At 64.7% G+C, this 22,476-nt stretch carries 20 protein-coding genes and 3 tRNA genes; 17 read left to right on the top strand and 6 right to left on the bottom strand.

The features are described from left to right. Window positions 1–204: 204 nt before the first annotated feature. Both ACZ5BT_RS10395 and ACZ5BT_RS10400 read right to left on the bottom strand, forming a co-directional pair. Window positions 205–2,937, bottom strand: coding sequence for a DNA translocase FtsK (locus ACZ5BT_RS10395; protein WP_464884519.1), 2,733 nt, complete (start codon window positions 2,935–2,937; stop codon window positions 205–207). A gap of 85 nt (window positions 2,938–3,022) precedes the next feature. Further along, complete coding sequence (locus ACZ5BT_RS10400; protein ID WP_464884520.1) at window positions 3,023–3,523, bottom strand: OmpH/Skp family outer membrane protein; 501 nt, start codon at window positions 3,521–3,523, stop codon at window positions 3,023–3,025. Between the two features lie 103 nt (window positions 3,524–3,626). Between ACZ5BT_RS10400 and ACZ5BT_RS10405 the strand changes: the two genes are divergently transcribed. Continuing rightward, window positions 3,627–4,271: a CBS and ACT domain-containing protein gene (locus ACZ5BT_RS10405; RefSeq protein ID WP_464884521.1), complete on the top strand. Its 645-nt coding sequence runs from the start codon at window positions 3,627–3,629 to the stop codon at window positions 4,269–4,271. Window positions 4,272–4,344: 73 nt separating this feature from the next. Here the strand turns inward: ACZ5BT_RS10405 and ACZ5BT_RS10410 are convergent, their stop codons facing one another. Then, window positions 4,345–4,551, bottom strand: a complete 207-nt coding sequence (locus tag ACZ5BT_RS10410) for a CDGSH iron-sulfur domain-containing protein (protein ID WP_464884522.1) — start codon at window positions 4,549–4,551, stop codon at window positions 4,345–4,347. A gap of 91 nt (window positions 4,552–4,642) precedes the next feature. Here ACZ5BT_RS10410 and ACZ5BT_RS10415 point away from each other — a divergent pair, with 91 nt between their 5' ends. Beyond that, a complete protein-coding gene (locus ACZ5BT_RS10415) occupies window positions 4,643–4,999 on the top strand; it encodes a winged helix-turn-helix transcriptional regulator (RefSeq protein ID WP_464884523.1) in 357 nt (118 codons plus the stop codon). On the opposite strand, the gene ACZ5BT_RS10420 is transcribed toward ACZ5BT_RS10415, so the two are convergent. The 3 genes from ACZ5BT_RS10420 to bshC are packed head-to-tail and all read right to left on the bottom strand — an operon-like array spanning window position 4,911 to window position 9,646. After that, a complete protein-coding gene (locus ACZ5BT_RS10420) occupies window positions 4,911–7,088 on the bottom strand; it encodes an ATP-dependent helicase (RefSeq protein ID WP_464884524.1) in 2,178 nt (725 codons plus the stop codon). The genes ACZ5BT_RS10415 and ACZ5BT_RS10420 overlap by 89 nt on opposite strands. Before the next feature lie 13 nt (window positions 7,089–7,101). Continuing rightward, the gene (locus ACZ5BT_RS10425) at window positions 7,102–8,091 is read right to left on the bottom strand and encodes an amidohydrolase family protein (protein ID WP_464884525.1); all 990 of its coding nucleotides are present in this window, start codon (window positions 8,089–8,091) and stop codon (window positions 7,102–7,104) included. After that, a complete protein-coding gene (gene bshC / locus ACZ5BT_RS10430; protein WP_464884526.1) occupies window positions 8,063–9,646 on the bottom strand; it encodes a bacillithiol biosynthesis cysteine-adding enzyme BshC in 1,584 nt (527 codons plus the stop codon). The genes ACZ5BT_RS10425 and bshC overlap by 29 nt, the downstream gene beginning before the upstream one ends. 59 nt (window positions 9,647–9,705) lie before the next feature. Between bshC and ACZ5BT_RS10435 the strand changes: the two genes are divergently transcribed. From ACZ5BT_RS10435 to queA, 15 genes are all read left to right on the top strand, one after another. Then, entirely contained in the window at window positions 9,706–11,103 is a 1,398-nt protein-coding gene (locus ACZ5BT_RS10435; protein ID WP_464884527.1) for a phosphoglucomutase/phosphomannomutase family protein, read from the top strand. Between the two features lie 171 nt (window positions 11,104–11,274). Continuing rightward, the gene (locus ACZ5BT_RS10440; RefSeq protein ID WP_464884528.1) at window positions 11,275–11,721 is read left to right on the top strand and encodes a hypothetical protein; all 447 of its coding nucleotides are present in this window, start codon (window positions 11,275–11,277) and stop codon (window positions 11,719–11,721) included. Beyond that, a complete protein-coding gene (locus ACZ5BT_RS10445; protein ID WP_464884529.1) occupies window positions 11,721–12,578 on the top strand; it encodes an isoaspartyl peptidase/L-asparaginase family protein in 858 nt (285 codons plus the stop codon). Before ACZ5BT_RS10440 ends, ACZ5BT_RS10445 begins: the two co-directional genes overlap by 1 nt. Then, entirely contained in the window at window positions 12,575–13,303 is a 729-nt protein-coding gene (locus ACZ5BT_RS10450) for a hypothetical protein (protein WP_464884530.1), read from the top strand. Before ACZ5BT_RS10445 ends, ACZ5BT_RS10450 begins: the two co-directional genes overlap by 4 nt. Before the next feature lie 7 nt (window positions 13,304–13,310). After that, window positions 13,311–14,099, top strand: coding sequence for an indole-3-glycerol phosphate synthase TrpC (gene trpC / locus ACZ5BT_RS10455; RefSeq protein WP_464884531.1), 789 nt, complete (start codon window positions 13,311–13,313; stop codon window positions 14,097–14,099). A 115-nt stretch (window positions 14,100–14,214) separates the two neighbouring features. Then, window positions 14,215–14,979 (top strand): ABC transporter ATP-binding protein, encoded by a 765-nt coding sequence (locus ACZ5BT_RS10460; RefSeq protein WP_464884532.1) that lies wholly within the window; start codon window positions 14,215–14,217, stop codon window positions 14,977–14,979. Further along, complete coding sequence (locus tag ACZ5BT_RS10465) at window positions 14,976–16,928, top strand: AMP-binding protein (protein WP_464884533.1); 1,953 nt, start codon at window positions 14,976–14,978, stop codon at window positions 16,926–16,928. The genes ACZ5BT_RS10460 and ACZ5BT_RS10465 overlap by 4 nt, the downstream gene beginning before the upstream one ends. Window positions 16,929–16,938: 10 nt before the next feature. Continuing rightward, a complete protein-coding gene (locus tag ACZ5BT_RS10470) occupies window positions 16,939–17,832 on the top strand; it encodes a branched-chain amino acid ABC transporter permease (RefSeq protein ID WP_464884534.1) in 894 nt (297 codons plus the stop codon). 45 nt (window positions 17,833–17,877) lie between these two features. Next, window positions 17,878–18,942 carry a branched-chain amino acid ABC transporter permease gene (locus ACZ5BT_RS10475; protein WP_464884535.1) on the top strand — a complete coding sequence of 355 codons (1,065 nt, stop codon included), beginning with the start codon at window positions 17,878–17,880 and terminating at the stop codon, window positions 18,940–18,942. A 39-nt stretch (window positions 18,943–18,981) separates the two neighbouring features. Beyond that, a complete protein-coding gene (locus tag ACZ5BT_RS10480; protein WP_464885821.1) occupies window positions 18,982–20,160 on the top strand; it encodes an ABC transporter substrate-binding protein in 1,179 nt (392 codons plus the stop codon). Between the two features lie 62 nt (window positions 20,161–20,222). Then, on the top strand, window positions 20,223–21,038 hold the full coding sequence (locus ACZ5BT_RS10485; protein ID WP_464884536.1) for an ABC transporter ATP-binding protein: 816 nt from the start codon (window positions 20,223–20,225) through the stop codon (window positions 21,036–21,038). Between the two features lie 81 nt (window positions 21,039–21,119). Beyond that, window positions 21,120–21,196: transfer RNA gene (locus ACZ5BT_RS10490), tRNA-Pro, on the top strand. A gap of 1 nt (window position 21,197) precedes the next feature. Continuing rightward, window positions 21,198–21,273: transfer RNA gene (locus ACZ5BT_RS10495), tRNA-Gly, on the top strand. 34 nt (window positions 21,274–21,307) lie between these two features. Then, window positions 21,308–21,383 (top strand) — tRNA-Arg (locus tag ACZ5BT_RS10500). Between the two features lie 36 nt (window positions 21,384–21,419). Beyond that, complete coding sequence (gene queA / locus ACZ5BT_RS10505) at window positions 21,420–22,472, top strand: tRNA preQ1(34) S-adenosylmethionine ribosyltransferase-isomerase QueA (RefSeq protein WP_464884537.1); 1,053 nt, start codon at window positions 21,420–21,422, stop codon at window positions 22,470–22,472. Window positions 22,473–22,476 lie beyond the last annotated feature (4 nt).

Genomic DNA, 22,476 nt, shown 5'->3' on the forward strand with positions numbered 1-22,476 from the left:
GGTTGCTCGCTTGCCAAAAGCTCACCCGTCTGCCCTCGGGCTCGATGAGGGCAGTTCGGTCCGGGTGCAGCTCGGCCGAGGCCTCGAGGGTCTGGGCGATATTGAAGCGCTCGGGGATCTGCCAGCGAAACCGGGCACGAAGGACCTTCCGCGGCAGCGGTTCCAGTTGGAGGCGCATACCTCATTATGCGCAAGAATCAGGGTTCACTGGGCCTTGCCGAAGTATTCTGGAAGCTCGTCGGGACCGATGAGCACCTCCCGCGGTTTCGATCCCTGATGCGGGCCGACGATCCCCATGGCCTCGAGGAGATCCATGAGCTTTCCAGCCCGGGCGTGGCCGATCGAGAGCCGGCGCTGCAGCCTGGAGACCGACCCCTGGCCCTCCTCGACCACGATGCGGGCCGCGGCCTCGAGCAGCGGGTCGGAGAAATCCAGCTGGCCCGGGGTTTTGGCTTCGTGCTCGCCAAACATCGGGGGTCCGTCGAAGTCGCTGCCGTATTTCTCGACGAAGACGTCCTCGAACTCCTGCTGCCTGAGGAAAGCCGCCACGCGGTGAATCTCCTGATCCGAGAGGTAGGGGCCCTGGAGGCGGACCGGTTTGGGCAGCCCCGGCTGGTAAAAGAGCATATCGCCCTGACCGGTGAGGCGCTCGGCCCCGGTGGAGTCGAGGATGGTCCGGGAGTCGTGGCTCGAGGAGACGGCAAAGGCGATCCGGGCCGGGATGTTGACCTTGATGAGGCTGGTCAGAATGTCCACGCTGGGCCGCTGGGTGGCCAGGATCAGGTGCATGCCGGTGGCGCGGGCCATCTGGGCCAGGCGCAAAATGGCTTGCTCGACCTCCTTGGGGCTGGTGATCATCAGATCGGCGAGCTCGTCGATGACGATGATGAGGTAGGGAAGCGTGGGTTCGCCGGCTTCGCGCATCTTGCGGTTGAATTGCTGCAGGTTCCGCGCCCCGACCTGGCTCATCATCTTGTAGCGTCGCTCCATGTGGGCCACGGCCCCGAGGAGGACGCCCGCCGCGTCGGCTGGGTTGGTGACGACCCCGCGCACGAGATGCGGGATGCCGTCGTAGGGGGTGAGCTCGACCATCTTGGGGTCGATCATCAAAAGCCGGAGCTCGGTGGGGAGGTACTTGCAAAGCAGGCTCATGACCAGCGTGTTGACGCTGACCGACTTCCCCGAGCCGGTTGAACCGGCGATGAGGAGGTGCGGCATCTTGGCCAGGTCTTTGACCCAGTACTCGCCTTCGATGCTCTTACCGAGGATGAGCGGCAAAGCCGCCCTCGATCGCTGGTAGCTGCTGTTCGTCAGGGCTTCCGAAAAGCGGACCAGCTCGCGGTCCCGGTTTGGGACCTCGAGGCCGATCACGCTCTTGCCCGGGATGGGGGCCTCGATGCGGACCGAGCCAACCGCGAGCGCCCGCGCGATGTCGTTGGCCAGGCTGGCGATGCGGGCGATCTTTTCCCCCGGTGCCGGCTCCACCTCGTAGCGGGTCACGGCGGGACCCCGGGCCCAGTTCACGACCCGGGCTTTCAAACCGAACTGGGTGAGCGTCTTGTTGATGACCTCGGCGCGCTCGGCGGCCTCGGCCTCGAGGGCCCCGCGGTCGACCTGGGTGCTGGTGGGGGGGTCGAAGAGCTCGGGCGGGGGCGGGGCCAGTTCCCGGGAGAGGGGAATCGGCGTGGGTGGGGGCGGCGCTTTGGGCTCGGATTTTGGGCGGCCGGTGTCGGGTTCGGCTTTAGGGGTCGGATCCGGCAGCTCGATCTCAAGCCCCGCTTCGTCCTCCGCCTGGCTGATCTTTGGAGGAAGGGCCCGCATCCCCTGGGACGACAGGATCCTAAGCCCCGCCGCTACCGCCTCTTCGGGGGCTTTAAGGAGCCAGGTCCGCCAGAGTTCGAACCGCTCGGCTCGGGTTTTGAGGTCTTCGAGTTCTTCGGCCAGGGACTGCCAGGCCTTTTTTCGTGCTTCGTGGGCTTCGAGTTCGGCCTCGAGGGAAAAGTCGTCGCTCTCGAGGCGCGAAAGAGCGCCATCGAGCTCGCGGTGCAGGTTCCGGGCCCGCGCGAGCAGGGCTTTGAACTCGAGAATGAGTGCCCGGCGGCGCTCTTCTAGGGGCCGTAACCGCGGGTGGGCCCGTGTGCTGGTTTCTCTGAGTGTCTTGAGGTCCTGCTCGATCGCCGCCAAAAGGGGTAGGGGTTCTTCCTTGAGGCGGATCCGGAGCTCGTAGACCCGCTCGTCCCGGAAGGTATCGAGCAGGGTTCGCCAGGCTTCGAGCGCCTCGGCGTCGGGCTTTTTGAGGAGTTGCTTGAGGTCGGCGACGAGCGTTTGCAGCGAGGTGTGTTCGGGATAGCGCTCGAGCAGCGACGTGGCTTCCCGGAGCAATGCCGCGCTCTGTCGCTTGAGGCGTTTTCGCTCCGCCTTTTTCTGACGGTGGTCACGGTAGATACGCCAGAGCGCTCCGAGCGCCCGGCTCACGCGAACGAGCGTTTCCAAAGGGCGGCGGCGCCGGGCCAGGTCGTAGGTGAGGAGGATGCCCAGCACGGGCAGGGCCAGGCCGACGGAGCCCAGGGCGCGCACCAGGGCCTCATACGCCAAACGCCCGGCTTCCCCGCCGAGCCCGGGGTCGAGGGGCGCGAGGAGCGGCAGGGCGAGCAACGCTGCGATAAAAGCGTACGCACTCCCCCGGATCAGCCCGCCGAGGGGTTTTCGGGCCAGGATCCAGTAGGGGCTGAGCCCGAGGGGAATGGGGAGCAGGTAAGCCGCGGCCCCCAGACCGGTCTTCAGCGCCCGGTTCACTGCCTGGCCGAGCTCCCCCGAGAGCGGCTTCGCTGGATAGAGGCTGGCGGCCAGAAAAAGGAAAAACCCAAAGAGGACCAGCGCCAGGGCTTCGGCATCACCACGCGAGACGTTCCTTTTCTTCTTCTTTGGCCGCGCCATGCGGGCTTATTCTACCCCGTTCCCTGCGACGTATACGCATGCCCCCCGGGATTTTTCCGGGGGGCACGGCGCGTTTGGCGTGATTTTAAGGTTTCGTTTTTTGCAGTTCCTGAATGACCGCTTCGGTAAGGTCGGTGGAGGGCGCGGCGTAGACCACCAGGTTCGACTGAGCGGCGACGCGCCGGTTCATCACCACGGAAAACCCCTGCGCCTCGGCCACGCGGGCAATGGCGGCGTCGACATCCTTGACGATGGGGTTCAGTTTGTCCTGAATCTTTGGACGCCATTCGTCCTGCACCTTCTTGAGCGCCTGGCTCAGGGTCTGGTAGTCCTGCCGCTCCTTTTCCGTCGCGGTTCCGGCGCGGAGCTTTTGTTCCAGCGGGGTCAGCTTTTCGATCAACGGGCGCATGGCGGCATCGGCCTGCTGCTGGAGTTTTTGGACCTCGGGATAGGCGGGATGTGCCTGGATGAGGCTTTCGGCATCGACGAAACCGACGCGTGCTGGCACGTTCTTGTTTTGTGCATAGGGGTAGGCGGCGAGGGCCAGAAGCGCCAGCGCGAATAAGGCGAGGTAAGACCGTTTCATGCTGGAAAGTCTAGGCCGTGCGGGTGAAGGTGCGGTGAGAGCGGTGAGAGCGGGGACGTTTGTTCGTAAACCCATGACTATAATCGTTCCGTGGAGGTGGAGAATGCTGGTTCGTGAGTGGATGACGCCGGATCCGGTGACGATCCGACCGGATACGCCGGTTCTCGAAGCCATGCGCCATTTGAAGGAGAAGGGGTTCCGACGCCTGCCCGTGGTCGAAAACGGTCGCTTGGTGGGGATCGTTACCGATAAGGACCTGAAAGACGCCATGCCGTCAAAGGCGACCACCCTCTCGGTGTGGGAGCTCAACTACCTCCTGTCCAAGCTCACCGTCAGTGAGGTGATGGCCAAGCCGGTGATCACGGTGGGGGTTGACGAGCCCCTGGAGGAAGCGGCTCTTTTAATGGAAGAGTATAAAATTGGCGGTCTGCCTGTCCTCGAGGGCGGCCGCCTGGTCGGCATCATCACCATCACCGATGTGCTCAAATCCTTCATCGAGGTCATGGGGCTGAAGGAAGGAGGGCTCCGGATTACCTTCGATACCCCCGACCGCCCCGGTGCGCTGGCCAGGGCGGCGCAGGCGGTTCCGCCGGCGAACATCGTTTCGGTGGCCACGGCGGGAATGCACGGTGGCTTGCGCCGGATCGTCATGCGCGTCACCGGCGACGGGGCTGAGGACGTCCCGGAGCGGCTGAAGGCCGCGGGCGAAACCGTGGTTGATGTTCGAAAGAGCGAACCCCGCCTGTAATGACGGCCCGAGTCCCGCAGCAAAGCGCGCGCACCGCCGAGTGGGGTGCGCGTGATGCTTTGCTGCCCGTTTGTTATTCGACCTCGATTTCGATCTCGGCCGCCGGGGCCGTAAATCCGGCCTCTTTGTGGGCCCCGTCGCAGAAGGGCTTATTTTTGGAATGGCCGCAGCGGCAAAGCGCGACCTGTTTGCCTTCCTTCTCCTCGCCGTTGAGCGCGTACTTCCCCCCGGTTGGGACCAGGTAGGGGCCGTTTTCCAGCGCGGTGACCTTGATCTTCATGCTCTCACCTCCAAAGGACACCCTATTTCTAAGGCTACATTTTGTCAAGTGCTATGAAACACATATCACTTGGTCGTGGTAGAATACAGAAGTGACCGAGGATCGGGCATTTTGCCCCGTTTACGAAGCCATCAACGTGCTGCAAGGCAAGTGGACGCTGCACATCGTCCGTGCCCTCCTCGCCGGCCCGAAAGGGTTCAACGAGCTGGCCCGGGCGGTTGGAGGCGTCAACCCCACCACGCTGGCGCAGCGCCTGGAGCAGTTGGTGGAGATCGGCGTGGTGGAAAAGGAAGTGCTCTCCAGCATGCCGCCTCGGACCCGTTACCGGCTCACCGAAGCCGGGCGGGACCTTGATGCGGTTATCGCCGCGATCGAGCGCTGGGGCCGTCGCTACCTCGAGGCCCCGGTAGACGTTCGAGCCCGGCGTACTTCACCAAAAGCTTCTTGAGACCGACCCCGTCAAAGTGAACCGTGACCTCGGCCCGGGCGCCCTCGCCCCTGGCCGCGACCACGACCCCCACGCCGAACCGGGGGTGCCTGACCCGCTCGCCGCCCTTGAACGTGGCGTGGCTGCTCGCCGTCGGCCGGGGTGACTTCGGGGCTGGGGGAGGGGCGCTGGCGGTGTGGACCGGCTGGAGCAGCCCGGCCGGGATCTCTTCGATGAAGCGGCTCTTTTGGGTCTTCTCCCGCCGGCCGTAGGTTTCGCGCTCGCGGGCGTAGGAGAGGTAGAGGCGTTCCATGGCCCGGGTGACCCCGACGTAGAACAGCCGTCGTTCTTCCTCCAGGGCTTCCAGGGTCGTGCTCGAACGGTGGGGCAAGAGTCCCTCCTCGACCCCCACCAAAAAGACGACCGGGAACTCGAGACCCTTGGCGTTGTGGAGCGTCATCAGGCTGACGGCGTCGCCCTCTGGGCCCCCCGGTTCCTCGGCGCGTGCGGTGAGCGAGATCTCGTCGAGGAACTCGGCCACCGTGCCACCTTGGGCCTCCTCCCACTCGCCGGCGGCGCGGAGCAGCTCCTCGAGGTTTTCCAGCCGCTCCTTGCCGCTGGCCTCGAGGGCCAAGGCCTGCTTATAACCGCTTTCCGAGAGCACCAGCTCAAAAAAGGCCCGTGGCCCGAGTTTATCCGCCTGCTCCGCCAGGGTGTCCAGGAGTTCAATAAAGCCGCGGACCGCCTGGGCCTGGCGGGGTGCCAGGATCGTCGTCGCCAGGCGCAAGGCGGCGTGGAACCCAAGGCCGTTCTCTTTCGCCTGAGCTTCGATCTTTTCCAGGCTTTTCGCCCCCAGACCCCGCGGCGGGGTGTTGATGATGCGCTTCATGGCCACGTCGTCGCGGGGATTGAGCGCGGCGCGGGCGTAGGCGAGGACGTCCTTGATCTCCTTGCGCGAGAAGAACCCGACCCCACCCACCACCTTGGCGGGGACGTTTTCGCGTCTGAACGCCTCTTCCAAAACCCGCGACTGCGCGTTGGTCCGGTAGAGGACAGCGATTTCGCCCGGGCGATAGCGCACCAACAGGGATTTGGCTTCGCTGGCCACGAACTCGGCTTCGTCTCGGTGATCGTAGGCCGCGAAAAGGCGCACCGGTTCGCCTTCGCTCTTCGAGGGCCTGAGCACCTTCTCGAGTCGGGCTTCGTTTTTTTCGATGACCGCGTTGGCGACTTTGAGGATCGCGGCGCTTGAGCGGTAGTTGGTTTCCAGCCGATAGACGGTGGCGCCCGGGTAGTCTTCGGTAAAGCGAAGGATGTTCCGGAGGTCGGCGCTCCGGAAGGCGTAGATCGACTGGTCGGGGTCGCCGACCACCATGAGGTTGGCCGCTTCGCCGGCGAGCAAGCGGGTGAGCCGGTACTGGGCGGGGTTGGTGTCCTGGTACTCGTCGACGTGGATGAAGCGTGCCCGGCTCTGCACCCGGCGAAGCGCCTCGGGGTTGCTTTGGAAGAGTTCGATGGTGCGGAGGAGCAAATCGGAGAAATCGACCGCCCCCAGTGCCTTCAACCGGCCTTGGTAGGCGCTGAAGACCTCGGCGAAGCGTTCCCGGTGGAGGCCGGCCACCCACTCGGGCAGGGCCTCGACCCAGCGGGTCGTGTTGCTGCCGGCCATGCTCGATTTGACGCGGTCGATCCAGCTGCGGACGGCGGTGGGCCGGGCCTCGAGGCCGAGATCGGCAAGGATCGCTTTGATGAGCGAGAGCTGATCATCGTCGTCGTAAACCGGGAAGCCGCTCGGTAGGCCGATCCGGTTGCCGTAGACGCGGAGAATCCTGAGCGCGGCGGCGTGGAAGGTGGCCACCCAGAGCTCGCTCGCCGCCCGGCCGATCATCGCTTCAAGCCGCTCCCGCATTTCCTGAGCGGCTTTGTTGGTAAAAGTGACGGCCAGGATCTCCGCCGGGTGAACCCCGCGCTCGGCGATCAGGTAGGCGATCCGGTGGACCACGGTGCGCGTTTTCCCAGAGCCGGCCCCGGCGACCACCAGGGCCGGGCCGAGGTGGTGGAGGACAACGCGTCGTTGTTCGTCGTTGAGCGAAGCGAGCAGATCGTCCATCGCGTAATGGAGTCTACCGTTCCCCGGCCCCGGCGAGCGAACCCCCTGCCTTGAGCGTTTCCGGCTTGAGGTTCAGGAGACGCAGGGCGTTTCCGGAGAAGATCGCTCGCATCTCATCCTCGGCCAGGCCGAGCTCGTTCGTCGCTCGGAACTGCTCTTGGAAGTAGGCCCTGACCCAGCCCCGGGGGAGGTGAGAGCTGTCGGTGCCGAAGACGATCCGCTCGGCGCCGAAGACTTCGTAAAAGGCCTGGAAGAGATCCTTGATGGTGGGCACCGGCCACTGGTACCGACGCCATTCGTTGTTGCCCGAGGTATCGACATAGACGTTGTCGGCCGCCCACATGAGGTGCAGAAGTTCGCGGGTGTATCCGCAGCCGAAGTGGGGAATGATGAACTTGAGCCTGGGAAACCCCTTGGCGACGTCGTGCAGGACCAGAGGGTTGATGTTTTCACCGGCGGCCACCCCCATGGCCCCGGCCAGGGGGCCGAAGTGGATCAGCACCGGGATGCCGAGCCGCTCCGCGGTTTCCCAAACCGGATCGAGCGCCGGATCGGCGATGGAACCGCTGAGTGCCGGGGCGAAGACCTTGTAGCCGACGAGCCCCAGCTGCACCACCGCTTCTTCCAGTTTTTGAGCCGCGTCGGGCAAAAAAGGGTCGTGGTGGGCGAACCCGAAGAGCTTGCGGTGAGGCGCGAGCGCCCCGGCCAGGGTCTCGTTGCCACCGCCGGTGACGAAGACCATTCCCAAAAGCCCCAGGGTCTCGACTTCTCTGGCGTAATGCGCGGCGCACTGCTCGGGCGGTGGCTGCGGCCGTTCGGGAAAGGGAAAGCCGTAGGCCCGCCACCAGGCCTTTTGCGCCTCGGCGTTCTTTTCGGCCCAAAGTCGCAGTTTCGCCTCGCCAAACCTGCGGGCGAACCTCTTCCCCCAGCCTCCCCAGAGGCTGCTCCCGCGGTAGGGGAGATGGGCGTGAAAATCAAAGACTTCGATGGGCAATTCGTTCATGCGATTCACCTTCTTCGCTGCCGATGACAATGTTGGCCCGGCCTTGATCGGGGGCTTTTTCCAGCTGACGCATGGCCGAGTGGCCGTGTTTGAGGACGTAGTTGAGGTAGGGGACGATCGTTTCCTGGACCTTCCCTTCGGGCACGAGGTGCCGGCAGAGCCGTGAGAAATGGCCGCGAACCACTTCGTTTTTCAAAAGCTCGTTCCGGGCCACTTTGTCTTTGAGGCGGGTGAGTTCGCCGCGCACTCGCTCTCGGCTCCGGAGTGCGGCCCGCTTGAGCGTAGGGTCGAGCGCCATAACGGCGAGCAACAGGTCCTCGAATTCCTGCTCGATGCGGGCCAGCGAGTCGCGAATTTTCCGGGCGGTGGCCTGGGTTTCACCGAGCGCGCGGGTCATGGCGCTCTTCGGGCTCTGGACGAAATCCCACGGGTCGAGGCCGTAACTGTCCAGGATTCGCTGGATAGGGGGTTCGAGGACCAGCGCCGAGAGCCGCTCGAGCACGGCGGGCATCTCGAGCCGGTGGAGCCGGTAGACCTCGGGGAGCAGGGCGACGTAGGCCAGCTCGCCCGGCCCGACCACCAGCCCCGCGGTTGGCAGCACGCTGTCCTGAGCCACCGGACGGAGCCCGGCGGCCGGGGTCAGGCGGGTGGGGTCGGACCTTAGGATCTCGAGGAGGTCACGCTTTTGGTAGCGCTTTTGGCCATCGCTGAACGTACCCGCCTGGTAGCGGAGGAGCCGCCGGATGCCGTCGTCGCCCTCGAGGAAAACATTGGTCGCCCCCTGGCCGCGGCCGAGGCCGGGCTTGAAACCGAGCGCCCGGAGGCTTCGCCCTGCCCGGTTGATGGCCTCGCTCGAGGCCAGCGGATCCTCGAGCTCGTGCTCGATGACCGGGGTAAAAAGCGGCGCCAGCTCGGGGGCCATGGGATCGAGCACAATGAGCCCCCGCGGACCCAGGTAGCGCAGCATGAGGCGGCAGAAGGCCTCCGAGTAGGTGCGGGCGCCCTCGAGGGCCCCGACGACTTCGGCCACCGTCCCCACTTCGAAGGCAAAGCCGGTCGTTTTGAGGAAGGCCTCGATCTGGGCGGCGTAGGGCGCGAAGGGAATTTTCCCCACCGGCCGCGCGGGGGGCAGCGCCAGGTGCAGCGTGCGCGGTTCTTCGTCAAAGCCAACCAGTGTCGTCGAGGCCACCTCTTCGGTGTCGTGATCCTGCGACGCCACCCAGAAGATCGCCACCACCGGCCGCTTTGGGCTGTGGTGGGCCTTGGCCAGCGAGATCGCGGTGTGGGCTTTGTAGAAGGTGAGCGCCGGCCCTCCGAGGAGTCCGGCCTGTTGTCCGGTGACCACGGCGCGGCTTTGAGGGTGCGCCAGCGCCCTGGCCGCCTCGAGGCTCGCTTTTGGGGCCCCGAGCCGGTGGAGGAAGGCGGTGAGCGCCGAGGCCACCTGACCCCGGGGGGCGGGGCGCTCGCTGGCCAGTCGCTTGGAAAGCCAAGCCCTGCCAAAGGGCAGCGTGGGGGGCAGTCGGCCCTCGGTCGTGGCCCGCTCGCGTGACCGCACGTTCTTGAGCTTAGGTCAACCGTCCCCAATTTGCCAGCCGGCTTCTTTAGGATAGGGGCATGGCGACGATCCGCTTTGGTACCGACGGGTGGCGCGACGTGATCGCCGACAACTTCACCTTCGATAACGTGGCCCGGGTGGCCGAGGCCTACGCCGGGGCCCTCCGCGATCGGGGGGCGAACTCGGTGGTGGTCGGGTTTGACGGCCGCTTTCTCTCCGGCATGTTTGCCGAGCGGGCCGCTTTGGTCCTGGCTTCGAACGGCCTTTCGGTGAAGCTGGCCAAACGCCTCGTGCCCACCCCGGTCACCTCGTTCGCGGTGCGGCACTTCGAGGCCGGGGGTGGGGTGATGATCACCGCCAGCCACAACCCGCCTGAGTACAACGGATTCAAGATCAAGGGGCCTTACGGGGGCTCGGCGACCCCCGACATCGTGGCCGAGGTCGAATCCCGTTTGGACGCGAAGCCTCCCTTGCTAAAGGCGGAGGCCCGCGAGGCGCTCGAGCGCTTCGACGTGCGCAAGGCCTACTACGAGCACATCGCAGCTCGGCTTGACCTCGAGGCCCTGCGTGGCTCTCGGGGTGTGCTCTACCACGACGCCATGGGCGGCGCCGGCGGCGGATGGATCTCCGACTTCGCGCGCCGTCAGGGGCTCGGGGTAGAGGTCCGCGACCTTCACGCCGTGCCCCACCCGCTCTTTTACGGCGTGAACCCCGAGCCCATTCCCCGCAATTTGCAGACGCTGATGGCGGTGATGCGCTCGGAGGCGGGGCCCGCGTTTGCCGCGGTGACCGATGGCGATGCCGACCGTATCGGGGTGGTGCTGGCGGGGGGACGCTACTTCAACAGTCATCAGATCTTCGCCATTTTGCTCAAACACCTCTACCGCAAGGGCTACCGGGGCCGGGTGGTCAAGACCTTTTCCGTCTCCAAGGTTATCGATCTCTTGGCGGAAAAGCTCGGGCTTGAGGTGAAGACCACGCCCGTCGGTTTCAAGTACATCACCGAGGCGTTTTTACAGGGCGACGTCCTGATCGGCGGTGAGGAGTCTGGGGGCATCGGTGTTCGCGATCACCTGCCCGAACGCGACGGGATCTTCAACGCCCTGTTGCTGCTGGAGTCGGTGGTCCACACCGGAAAGCCCCTGGATGTTCAGTTCGCGGAGATCGAGGCCGAGATCGGCTTCAAGCACGCCTTCGACCGTCTGGATCTGCATTTGCCCGACGTGGCGGCGAGGGACGAGGCGATGGCCCGCCTGGCCGATCCCCGCCCCCTCGCCGGCCGGCGCGTGAGTGAGGTCGAGGACCTTGACGGTTTCAAATGGCACCTCGGCGAGGATGCCTGGGTGCTCTTCCGGCCCTCGGGGACCGAACCGGTGTTGCGAATCTACGCCGAAGGCCCCAGTGAGGAAGAGGTCGGGAAGATCTTGCGCGCGGCGCGCGAGATCGTCGGTTTCTAAGTGCCCCACCGTGGCGAAAGCCATGGCGGGGCCCCGGAAAAAAGGCAAACGAGTGCCAGTCGAGCCTCGGTGTGTCTGAAAGACTCGTTCGCGCGTAAGGAGGTTGGGAAAAGGATGCGATGCGCCGATCGCTGGCGGCAAGGTGGGAGGTTTTTCGGGAGAATGGTGAACATGAGGTGGCTCCTCGCCTTCTTCCTCGGTTTCAGCTTGGTGGCCCGCGCCGGCGGTCTGGACTTTTCGGTCGGCGTCCCCAGCGCGGGGAGCGATCAGTTCATGGCCCAGCTCGGCGGGAGGCTCGAGGTCCCCGGGCTCGAACTCCGCGCCGGATTGCTCCTCGGGTCGCCGGGAGGCATTTTGGCCGAGGGGGTGGTCATCCTTCCAGCATCGATGCCGATGGTCTCGCCTTACCTTGGATTTGGCGCGGCGATCGGCGTGACCGCGAGCGATGGCGGGGGCGTTTACCGTATTGAGCTGGGGCGGCAGGCCTACGCCGTCTTCCTGGCCGGGGTGGCCCTGCCCGCGCGGGGGTACCGGCCGTATTGGGAAGTTGCTTACTACCAGGGAACGAGTGTGAACTTTACACGTTTTGCTATGGGGTTCGTCATGGAGGTGTTTTGATGGTCATTTTGGTACACGGCGGTGCCGGGCGTGTGCCCGATGCGTTGCGGGAGGCGGTGCTCGAGGGCGTTCAGCGTGCGAGGGATGAGGGCTGGCGGGTGCTCCGTCAAGGCGGTTCGGCGATGGATGCGGTGGTGGCGGCGGTGAAGGTGATGGAAGACGACCCGGTCTTCAACGCCGGCACCGGGGCGGCTCTGAACCGCGCGGGGGCGGCCGAGCTCGACGCCGCGGTGATGGACGGCGAGACCCTGGCCTTTGGCGGGGTGGCCGCGGTGCGCGACGTCAAAAACCCCATCGAGCTCGCGCGCGAGGTGATGAATTCGGAGCACATTCTGCTCTGCGGCGAGGGGGCGAGTGTGTTTGCCCGGGAACGTGGCATTCCCCATCACCCCCCGTCCCTTTTGGTAACCGAGCGGGCTTTGGCGCGTTGGCGTGAAGCCCGAAAGAAAGGCCTCAAGACGTCGGGCACCGTGGGTGCGGTGGCGCTCGATGGCCAGGGGCGGCTGGCGGCGGCGACCTCGACCGGTGGCATCGTGGACAAGCGCGTGGGGCGGATCGGCGACACACCGCTGGTCGGGGCCGGGACCTACGCCGAAAAGGGCCTCGGGGCGGCGAGCGCCACCGGGGAAGGGGAGTTTTTGGCCCGGGCGCTCGTGACCTACCGCTCGGTGAGTGCGCTCCGGCACCTGGCGCCCGAGGACGCCCTCAATGAAGCGTTGGCCCTGGCCAAAGCGCTGGGTGGCGAGGGCGGCATCATCCTGGTCACCGCCGACGGGCGACCGGTGTGGCACCGTACGAGCCCCCAGATGAGCTTTGCCTTCCGCAGCGACGACGACGAGGGAGCCGGTCTCGAATGAGAGCGCTCGCCTGCTTCGCGCCCGGCGAGGGGGATGGGGCCCGAGCGCTCTCCGAGGCGCTGCGCCCCCGCGAGGTGTGCGTGCTGCCGGTGCGTCCCGAGCAGGTGGAGAAGGCGCTTTTAGGCCTTTGCCCGCTGGGGTTTGCCGGCGCCTGGGTGGGCGACGGTGAGTGGGCTTTGACCCTGGCCCAGTCCCTGCCCCGCCTGGAGCCCGAGGCCCGGGAAGCGGGGCGGGTCGACGCACTCTTTTGCGAGTGGGCGGGCCTCCGGGGGGCCTACCTCGCCCCGGGGGCCCTCGAGGCCCTGCTCTCCGAAATTGGCTTTGCCGGATTGAGAGCGCTTTGGGTTGGCCCTGGAATTCCGGGGCTCGCTGCCGGATTGCGAAGCGTGGGGCGGCTGGACGTTCTGAGCCCCGACCTTCCCGCGGGTGAGGCCTTCGTGCGGGCGTTGCCAGCGGCGCAGCGGGGGCGCGTCGTGCCCAGCGTGCCGGAGGCGCGGGCGCTGGCCAGGACGGTGGATGTGGTGATCTACGGCGGCGGACGGCTGCCGCTTGAGATCCTTGCCCCGTATCACGTCCTGCTCGCCCTGGCGCCGCTGACGAACGAGGTCTCGGCCTACGTTGAACGGGTCGTGGGGCCCGAGCGATTCCTCGGCCACCGGCTGGCGGCGTTCGTCCGGGAGGCGCTCGGGATCGATCTTTCGGTGGAGGATTTCCTTTCGTTATAGTGGGGGCATGATCCCGCAGCTGGAGGAGGTGCCGGGGGTTTTAGGAAGAATCGCCCGGCAGCGACTCCGCCAGGTCCTCGCCTCGCGCCCCGCCACCGGGCTCCGGCCCGAGGCGCCGCCGCCTTCCTTCGAGCGCGCGCTGCGACAGGCCGGGCTCAGCCTGATCGCCGAGATTAAGCGCAAAAGTCCCTCGGCGGGGACGATCGCCGATCTGGACCCCCGGGCGACCGCCGAGGCCTACGCCCGGGGGGGTGCCAGGGCCATCAGCGTGCTCACCGAGCCGGAATACTTCGGGGGCCGCAACGAGGATCTCGTGGCGGCCCGGGTCGCGGGGCTGCCGCTTTTGCGGAAAGACTTCGTTGTCCACCCCGATCAGATCTGGGAAGCCCGGGCGCTCGGGGCCTCGGCGGTCTTACTCATCGTGGGGATTTTGGGGCCGTTGACCGGGGCTTACCTTCGCGAGGTCGAAAAGGCCGGGCTCGATGCCCTGGTCGAAGTCCACGATGAGGTGGAGCTGACCCTGGCCCTCGAGGCCGGTGCCCGGATCGTTGGCATCAACAACCGGAATCTCAAAACCCTCGAGGTCGATCTCACCACCGCACCCCGCCTGGCGCGGCAGGCCCGGGCCCTGGGGTTTGAGGGGGTGCTGGTGGCGGAGTCCGGGTACGCCAGCCCGGAGGACCTGGCCACGGTTCGCGGCCTGGTGGACGCGGTCCTCGTCGGTACCTCGCTCGCGGGGCGCGGTGGTGACCTGGCGCAGGCGGTGCGCATGCTTATGCAGACGGCAACGCCCTAAGAACGCGACGCGATCGCAAGAACATAACGTTTTTTCCCCGACAAGTGAGAGATCCGTTGACGTCCGAAACGGCTGACGATATACTTCGCCACAAAGCGAACTCGGGAGGTTGGCCTTGGCCCAGTTGGATGTTGAGAACCTCACGTTGGTGTTTGGAGGCTTGGCGGCGTTGTCAGGGGTATCGATCGCGGTCGAGAAGGGTGAGCTGGTGTCGATCATCGGTCCCAATGGCGCCGGGAAGACCAGTTTGCTCAACTGCATCTCGGGTTTTTACCACCCCACCGAGGGCGTGATCCGCTTCGAGGGCCACGACCTCACCCGTGCCTCGCCCCACACCGCGACCCGCTATGGCATCGCGCGTGCCTTTCAAAACATCGAGCTCTTTTCCGGCCTCACCGTGCTCGAGAACCTGTTGCTGGCACGCCATACCCATCTCCGCTACGGGCTCTTCGCCGCCGCCGTGTTTTATGGCCGTGCTTTGAGCGAAGAGGTCGAGGCTCGGGCCTACGTCGAGGAGATCATCGACTTCATGGAACTCGAGCCTTACCGGAAGCGCTTGGTCGGCAGTTTGCCTTACGGGGTGCGGAAACGGGTGGAGGTGGCCCGGGCGTTGACCTTGGGGCCGAAGCTCTTGCTCCTCGACGAGCCGATGGCCGGGATGACCCTGGAGGAAAAAGAGGACATGGTCCGGTTCATCCTCGATATCCGTGCCGAGCGGGGGACCACCATCGTTTTGATCGAGCACGACCTGGGGGTGGTAATGGATATCTCGGATCGGGTCTACGTGCTCGATTTCGGACAGGTCATCGCCGAGGGCACGCCCGAGGTGGTGGCCAAGAACCCGAGGGTCCTCGAGGCCTACGTGGGAGGGACGGCATGAAGGTCTTGCGGCCTTCCTACGAGATGAAGCGCTTCACCTTGCCACAGCTGCTCCGTGAGCGGGCGATGCGGGAAGGCGAGCGGGTAGCGCTGCGCGAAAAGGACTTTGGGATATGGAATGAGGTCACCTTTGAAACCTACTATGGCAAGGTCCGCGAGTTCGCGCACGGTCTGCTCGCGCTGGGGTTTGAACCCGGGGAGAAATTCGCCATCATCGCCGACAACATTCCCGAGTGGCTCTACGCCGAGCTCGCGGTGCAGGGGCTTGGCGGCATTTCGGTGGGCGTGTACCCCTCCTCGGTGCCCCCGGAGATCGCATATGTCCTGGATTACACCGATACGGTGATGGTCTTGGTCGAGGACCAGGAGCAGGCGGATAAGCTGCTCGAGATCCGTGATCAGCTGCCACAAATTCGCAAGGTGATCTACGAAGATCCCCGGGGGATGCGTGCTTATCGCGATGACCCCTGGTTTATTTCCTTCGAGGAAGTTTTGGACCTGGGCCGGGGGCATCTCAAAAAGGCACCGGAGGCCTTTGAGGAACGCCTCGCCGCCGGCCGACCCGAGGACGTGGCCCACTTCTCCCTGACCTCGGGTACCACCGGAAAGCCAAAGGCGGCGATGATCACCCACAAGAACCTGATCCACATGGGGGTCGCGCTTCAGGAGATCGACCCGGTGGAGCCGACCGACGACTACCTCTCCTTTTTGCCCCTGGCCTGGATCGGCGAGCAGATGATGACGGTCGGCATGGGGCTCACCGGTGGTTTTGCCGTGAACTTTCCGGAAGAAGTCGAGACCGCGATGGACGACCTCAAGGAGATCGGGCCCCACCTGATGTTCAGCCCTCCGCGGGTCTGGGAGGGGATCCAGAGCCGGATCTGGGTGCAGATGAGCGAGTCGTACCGCTTTAACCGCTGGGTTTATGAGCGCTTGCTCAAGGTTGGCTACCGGGCGGCGGAGTACCGGATGCGGGGCCGGCCGATGCCGATCGGGCTGCGACTGGCCTACGCCTTTGCCCACGCCGTGCTCTTCCGGCCGCTCAAAGACCGCCTGGGTTTTCTGCGCCTCCGCCGGGCCTACACCGGGGGAGCGGCTCTCGGCCCCGACGTCTTTCGGTTTTTCCACGCCATCGGCGTCAACCTCAAGCAGATTTACGGCCAGACCGAGATCACCGGTATCGCCTACGTTCACCGCGATGGCGATGTTCGTTACGACACCGTGGGCAAGCCGATCCCGGGAACCGAGGTGCAGATCAGCTCAAGCGGCGAGATTCTCTCCAGGTCGGACGCGGTGTGTGCCGGGTATTACAAAAAACCCGAGGCGACGGCGGAGCTGCTCGAGGGCGGCTGGCTCCATTCCGGTGATGCCGGCTACCTCACCGAGGACGGCCACCTGGTGGTCATCGACCGTGTTTCCGACGTGATGCACACCGCCGCCGGCGAGATGTTTAGCCCCCAGTTCATCGAGAACAAGCTCAAGTTCTCGCCCTACATCAAGGAGGCGGTGGTCTTCGGTAACCAGCGGCCTTACCTGACGGCCTTCATCAACATTGACCCGCAGACGGTCGGAAAGTGGGCGGAGGAACGGGGTATCGCCTACACAACTTACATGGACCTTTCGGGTAATCCCGAGGTGGCGGGGCTCATCGTCTCCGAGATCGAGGGGGTGAACCGAGATCTGCCCGAAGGCTTGCGCCTGCGGAGGGTGGTTTTGCTCTATAAACTTCTCGACGCCGACGACGATGAGTTGACCCGGACGGGCAAGGTCCGGCGCAAGTTCGTCCACGAAAAGTACAAGGACCTGGTCGAGGCCTTGTATTCCGACAAAAAACGCGTGTCGCTCAAAGCGGTGTTCAAGTACCAGGACGGTTCGGTGCAGGAAGTCGAGACCGAGGTGGAGATCCTCGAGGTGCCCCGGGCCGAGAAGGCCACGGCCGGCGTGGCGTGAGGAGGGTGCGATGAGCTACTTCGTGCAGCTGGTGGTTTCTGGACTTGTCGTTGGCTCGATCTACGCGCTGGCGGCGCTCGGCTTCGTCCTGATTTATAAAGCCAGCCGGGTGATCAACTTTGCCCAAGGGGAGTTCATCGCTGTGGGGGCCTTCGTGGTGTACGCGCTGAGTGCCTATTTGGGTATGAACATCTGGCTGGCCCTGGTGATTTCGCTGCTGCTCACGGCGGTGCTTGGGTTCTTCGTGGAGCGGGTTTTCCTCCGCCCGCTGGTGGGGCAGCCCATCATCAGCGTCATCATGGTGACCATCGGACTGGCCTCGCTGCTTGAGGGGGCAATTCACCTCACCCCGTTCGGGGGTGGCAACTTCAGCTTCCCCCCCTTCCTGCCGCAAAAAGGGATCGAGTTCGCCGGAATTTCGGTGAGCTACCCCCAGGTCCTGGCGGTGTTTTTCACCCTCATCTTTCTCGCGGTGTTCGCTTGGTTTTTTCAGCGCTCGACGCTCGGAATCGCCATGCGCGCCGTGGCTGACGACCAGATGGCGGCGATGAGCCTGGGCGTGAGTGTGGAGAAGGTCTTCGCCCTCGCCTGGGCGGCGGCGGGGATCACCGCGGCCGCAGCCGGATTCATCGTCGGCACGGTGAGCGGCATCAACCTCGGGGGCCTGGTATCGATCGGACTCCGGGTATTCCCGGTGGTCATTCTGGGCGGGCTCGATTCCATTCCCGGCGCGGTGATCGGCGGGATCGCGATCGGGATCCTGGAGAACCTGGCCACCGGTTATCTCGACCCCCTGGTCCCCGGCGGGGGTACGGGCGGGGTCTTCCCCTTCGTGGTGCTGCTCCTGGTTTTGTGGTTCAAGCCGTACGGCCTTTTCGGTACCGAGGAGATCGAGCGGGTATGAGTCGAGCTGGCTTTGTCCTTACCGGTCACGTCATTTGGAGGGAACATGCGTAATCCCTGGATGCAGACGGGAAATTACCGGACGAGCTACCGCCAGGACACCACCATCTTTGCCACCTATTCGGAGCAGCTCTCCCTGATTCTTCTCCTTTTGGCCCTGCTGCTCCTGCCGATGTTCCTGTCCCGACCCCAGATGTTCGTCGTGGATTTGATCCTGGTCTACGCGCTGGCCGTTGTTGGTCTCAACATCACGACCGGCTACGCCGGGCTCATAAGCATCGGTCATGCGGCCTTCGTCGGGGTCGGGGCCTATACCGCGGCCTTGCTCGCACCCGCCTTACCCTTCTGGCTCACCGTTCCCCTCGGTGGCTTGGCCGCGGCGATCGCCGGGGGGATTGTGGGGATACCCTCGCTCAGGATCAAGCACCTCTACCTCGCCATCGCCACCCTGGCCTTCCAGCTCATCTTCGAGTGGGGCGTCGGTCATTCCACGCTGTTGCAGCAAGGTGGAGCGATCGCCATGCCTCGGGTGGTCTTCGCTGGCTACAAGGTCGGGTACAAGAACCACTACTACTTCTGGTACTACGTGACCCTCGTGGTCCTGATCGTCCTGGCCTTCGCCTTCCGCAATCTTCTTCGGACCAAATACGGGCGGGCGTTGGTCGCCGTGCGCGACAACGACCGGGCCGCGGACGCCATGGGGATGCACCCGGGGCTCACCAAGATCTTCGCCTTTGCCCTGGGCGCTTTTTACGCCGGGGTCGCGGGGGGGCTTTACGCCTACCTCTCGCGGGCGGTGGTCATCGAGGACTACATGCTCAACGTTTCCATCGAGCTCTTGGCCATGTCGATCGTCGGGGGACTGGGTTCCATGGTCGGCAGCTTCCTCGGGCCAGCGTTCTTGGTGCTCCTCGACCTCAATATGGAGGATTTCGCCAACTGGCTGAAGGCGCTGGGGATGAGCCTCCCCGGGGTGGATATTGCCTCGGCGATGCGTCCGCTCACCTTCGGGTTGGTGATCGTCCTCTTTTTGGTCTTCGAACCCAGGGGTCTGGCCAACTGGTGGCGGCTGGTTCGCAACTACTTCAAGAACTGGCCTTTCAAGTATTAGGCAACGACGGCCTCGGGCCGTGTTGCAGGGAGGTGGATGATGAGGAAAACGTTGGTCACCGTGATGGCAGCTTTGGCTGCGAGTCTGGCATTCGGGCAGACGGTCCATCTCATGTGGTCGGGTGCGATTACGGGCCCGACTTCGGATGCGGGGAAGTATTACGCGCAGGGTGTTGAGGATTATTGCAAGTACGCCAACGAGGAAGGGTTGACCGGAGGGCTGAAGATCGTTTGCGAGGTCCGAGACGACCAGTACAACAACGCCAATACCCAGCGGAACTTCGAGGAGGCCATCGAACGCGGTGACCCGGTCTTCCTCGGCTACTCGACGGGCGGGACCTTGCAGCTCAAGCCGCTGATTGAGGAAGTGGGCATGAGCTACATCCCGGCTTCCTACCATATCGGCAACATCGATCCGCCGAACAACAACTACGTATTCCTCCCCATCGTCTCTTACTCGGAGCAGGTGATCGCCGTATTGGAGTACATCGCCAAGGAAAAACCCGGGGCTAAGGTGGCGCTCGCCGTGCACCCCTCTCCCTTTGGGCGTGCCCCGGTGGAGGATGCCAAAAGGGCGGCCAAAGAGCTTGGCATCGAGATCGTCGAGGTCCAAGAGATGTCCAAGGGCCTTGACTACACGGCGACGCTGAAGCGCTTTGCCAATGAGGGCGTCGAGTACATCGTTTATCAGAACGTCGCCGGTCCGGTGGCCACCATGGTGAAGGATGCCAAGCGTTTGGGGCTCAACATCAAGCACGCCGGCGCCCACTACGCCGGTGGCCCGGACCTCTTGCGCTTGGCTGGGGATGCGGCGGAAGGGTTTATCTGGGTGACCTCGTACTTCATGCCCGATGAGAACACCAAAGGTGCCGCCTTCGTGCGCGAACTCGGTACCCGCTACAAGCGCCCGAGCGATACGTTGGAGAGCGTGCACTATCCCTCGGGGATGCTGGCCGCCGCCATCGCGATCGAGGCCATCCGCCGGGCGCACGAAGCCGGGAAGCCGGTGACCGGGGATGCCGGTCGCGAGGCCGTGCACCAGGCGTTGCTGGGGCTCACCTTCGATCCGGGGCTCGCGGTTGGGCCGGTCACCTACAGCAAGGACGATCACGTGGGCGTGGATATGCTCCGGGCGCTTCGCGCCGAGGGCGGTAAGTTCGTTCCCATTACCGAGCCCTTCCAGTCCAAGCTCTTCCGGAAGGTTCACTACGGCAAGTAAGCGTGCTGTGCTGGGAGCGGCACCTCGCCGCTCCCAGCGAAAAAGGGAAGGCAGGCCATCCGATGGGTGTGCGCGATGAGCGAAAGGTCCTCCTCGAGGTCAACAACATCGAGGTCGTCTACCACGACGTCATCCAGGTGCTCCGGGGCGTGTCGATTAAGGTCCCTGACGGGCAGATTACGGCCCTTTTGGGTCCCAACGGGGCGGGCAAGACCACGACCCTGAGGGCGATTTCCGGCCTTCTCAAGCCCGAATACGGCAAGGTCACCGATGGCCGCATCTCTTTTGAAGGAACGCCGATTCAAAATCAGGGACCCGAGGCCATCGTTCGTCTGGGCATCGTTCAGGTTCCCGAGGGCCGTCACGTATTCAAGCACCTTACGGTTGAAGAAAACCTCAGGGTTGGTGCGATCACCCGCCGTGGCGCCAAAGTCCGCGAAGAGCTCGACCGTATCTATGCCTACTTCCCCCGTCTCGGGCAGCTCCGGAACAAACTGGCCGGTTACACCTCGGGCGGCGAGCAACAGATGCTCGCCATCGGTCGGGCTTTAATGGCCCACCCCAGGCTTTTGCTGCTGGATGAGCCTTCGCTGGGTCTGGCACCGCTCCTGGTGAAGGAGATCTTTGAGATCGTGGCCAAGATTAATGCCGAAGAAGGGGTGACGGTGCTGGTGGTCGAGCAAAACGCGGCGGTGGCTCTGGAGGTGGCCCACTACGGTTACATCATGGAACAGGGGCGGATCGTCCTCGAGGGCACCTCGGAACAGCTCAAGACGAACCCCGACGTCAAAGAGTTCTACCTGGGCGTGGCCAAGGCCGGCCAGCGCAAGTCGTTCAAGGATGTGAAGGCTTATAAACGCCGGAAACGCTTTATGTAAGCGACGTTGACCCTTTTTGGACGTGCGTGCTAGTTTATTGTGGGAGTCGGAACGGCCCAAAGCTCCGGCTTCCCGCCCTTACGGGGCGTAGCGCAGCCTGGCAGCGCGCCTGCTTTGGGAGCAGGATGTCGCAGGTTCAAATCCTGCCGCCCCGACCACGCGGGAGTAGCTCAGTTGGTAGAGCATCGGCCTTCCAAGCCGAGGGTCGCGGGTTCGAGTCCCGTCTCCCGCTCCAGAACCGGGGCGGCGCTGCCGCCCCTGCTCCACTTGCGCCCGTAGCTCAGCGGAGAGAGCAGCCGCCTTCTAAGCGGTAGGTCGGGGGTTCGAATCCTCCCGGGCGCGCCATCTTATGCACTTTGGCTTTGCTCTGGATGTCGTGGAATGAACGATGGATTAGGAACGAAACCGGATGTGGTCTCGCCGCTCAGGCTCGATCTCGAGGCCTTCGACTATCCGCTTCCCCGTGAGCTCATCGCGCAATCGGGCGTGGAGCCGAGGGATCACGCCCGGATGATGGTGCTCGACCGGAAGAGCGGGGCCCTCGAGGACCGCCGGGTCTACGAGCTGCCGGCGTTTTTGCGCCCTGGCGACGTGGTGGTGCTCAACGAGAGCCGGGTGATTCCGGCGCGGATGGTTGCCCGGAGGGCGAGTGGGGCCAAACTCGAGGTCTTGCTCGTCCGCGAGCTCGCGCCCGGCACCTGGAGCACGCTCGTGCGTCCCGGGCGGCGGGCGAAGGTGGGAGACTGGCTCCATTTTTCCGAGCGCCTTTCCGCCCGGGTCGAGGCGATTTTGCCGGACGGTGCCCGCCAGCTGCGTTTTGAAGGCGATGTGTGGCGGGAGATGGCACAGATTGGGCAGACCCCCCTGCCCCCCTACATCCAAGCGGCGGTACCGAGCGAGCGTTATCAGACGGTCTACGCCAAACGCCCGGGCTCGGTGGCCGCGCCCACGGCCGGTCTTCACTTCACTCCCGAGCTCCTCGCGCGCATCGAGGCCCTCGGGGTCCAGGTCTGCCGACTGGCTTTGCACGTCGGACCGGGGACGTTTCGCCCGGTCAAGGGGAGCATCGAGTCGCACCGGATGCACGAGGAGCACTTTTTCATCCCGGCCAGCACCGCCAGCCAGGTCAACCGGGCCGTGCGGGAGGGCCGGCGGGTGGTCGCGGTGGGGACCACCGTGGTGCGGGCGCTGGAGTCCGCCTGGGAGGGCGGCGAGGTCCGTGCCGGGGAAGGACAAACGGCGCTTTTTATACACCCGCCCTATGAATTCAAGGTCGTGGGCGCGCTCTTGACCAACTTTCACCTGCCGAAATCGACCCTGCTCATGCTCGTCGCGGCGTTCGCTGGATATGCCCGCACGATGCACGCCTACCGGGAAGCGGTGCGGCGGCGCTATCGCTTTTACTCGTTCGGCGATGCAATGCTGATCGTGTAAACGC

This window comes from Vulcanithermus mediatlanticus, assembly GCF_055385885.1.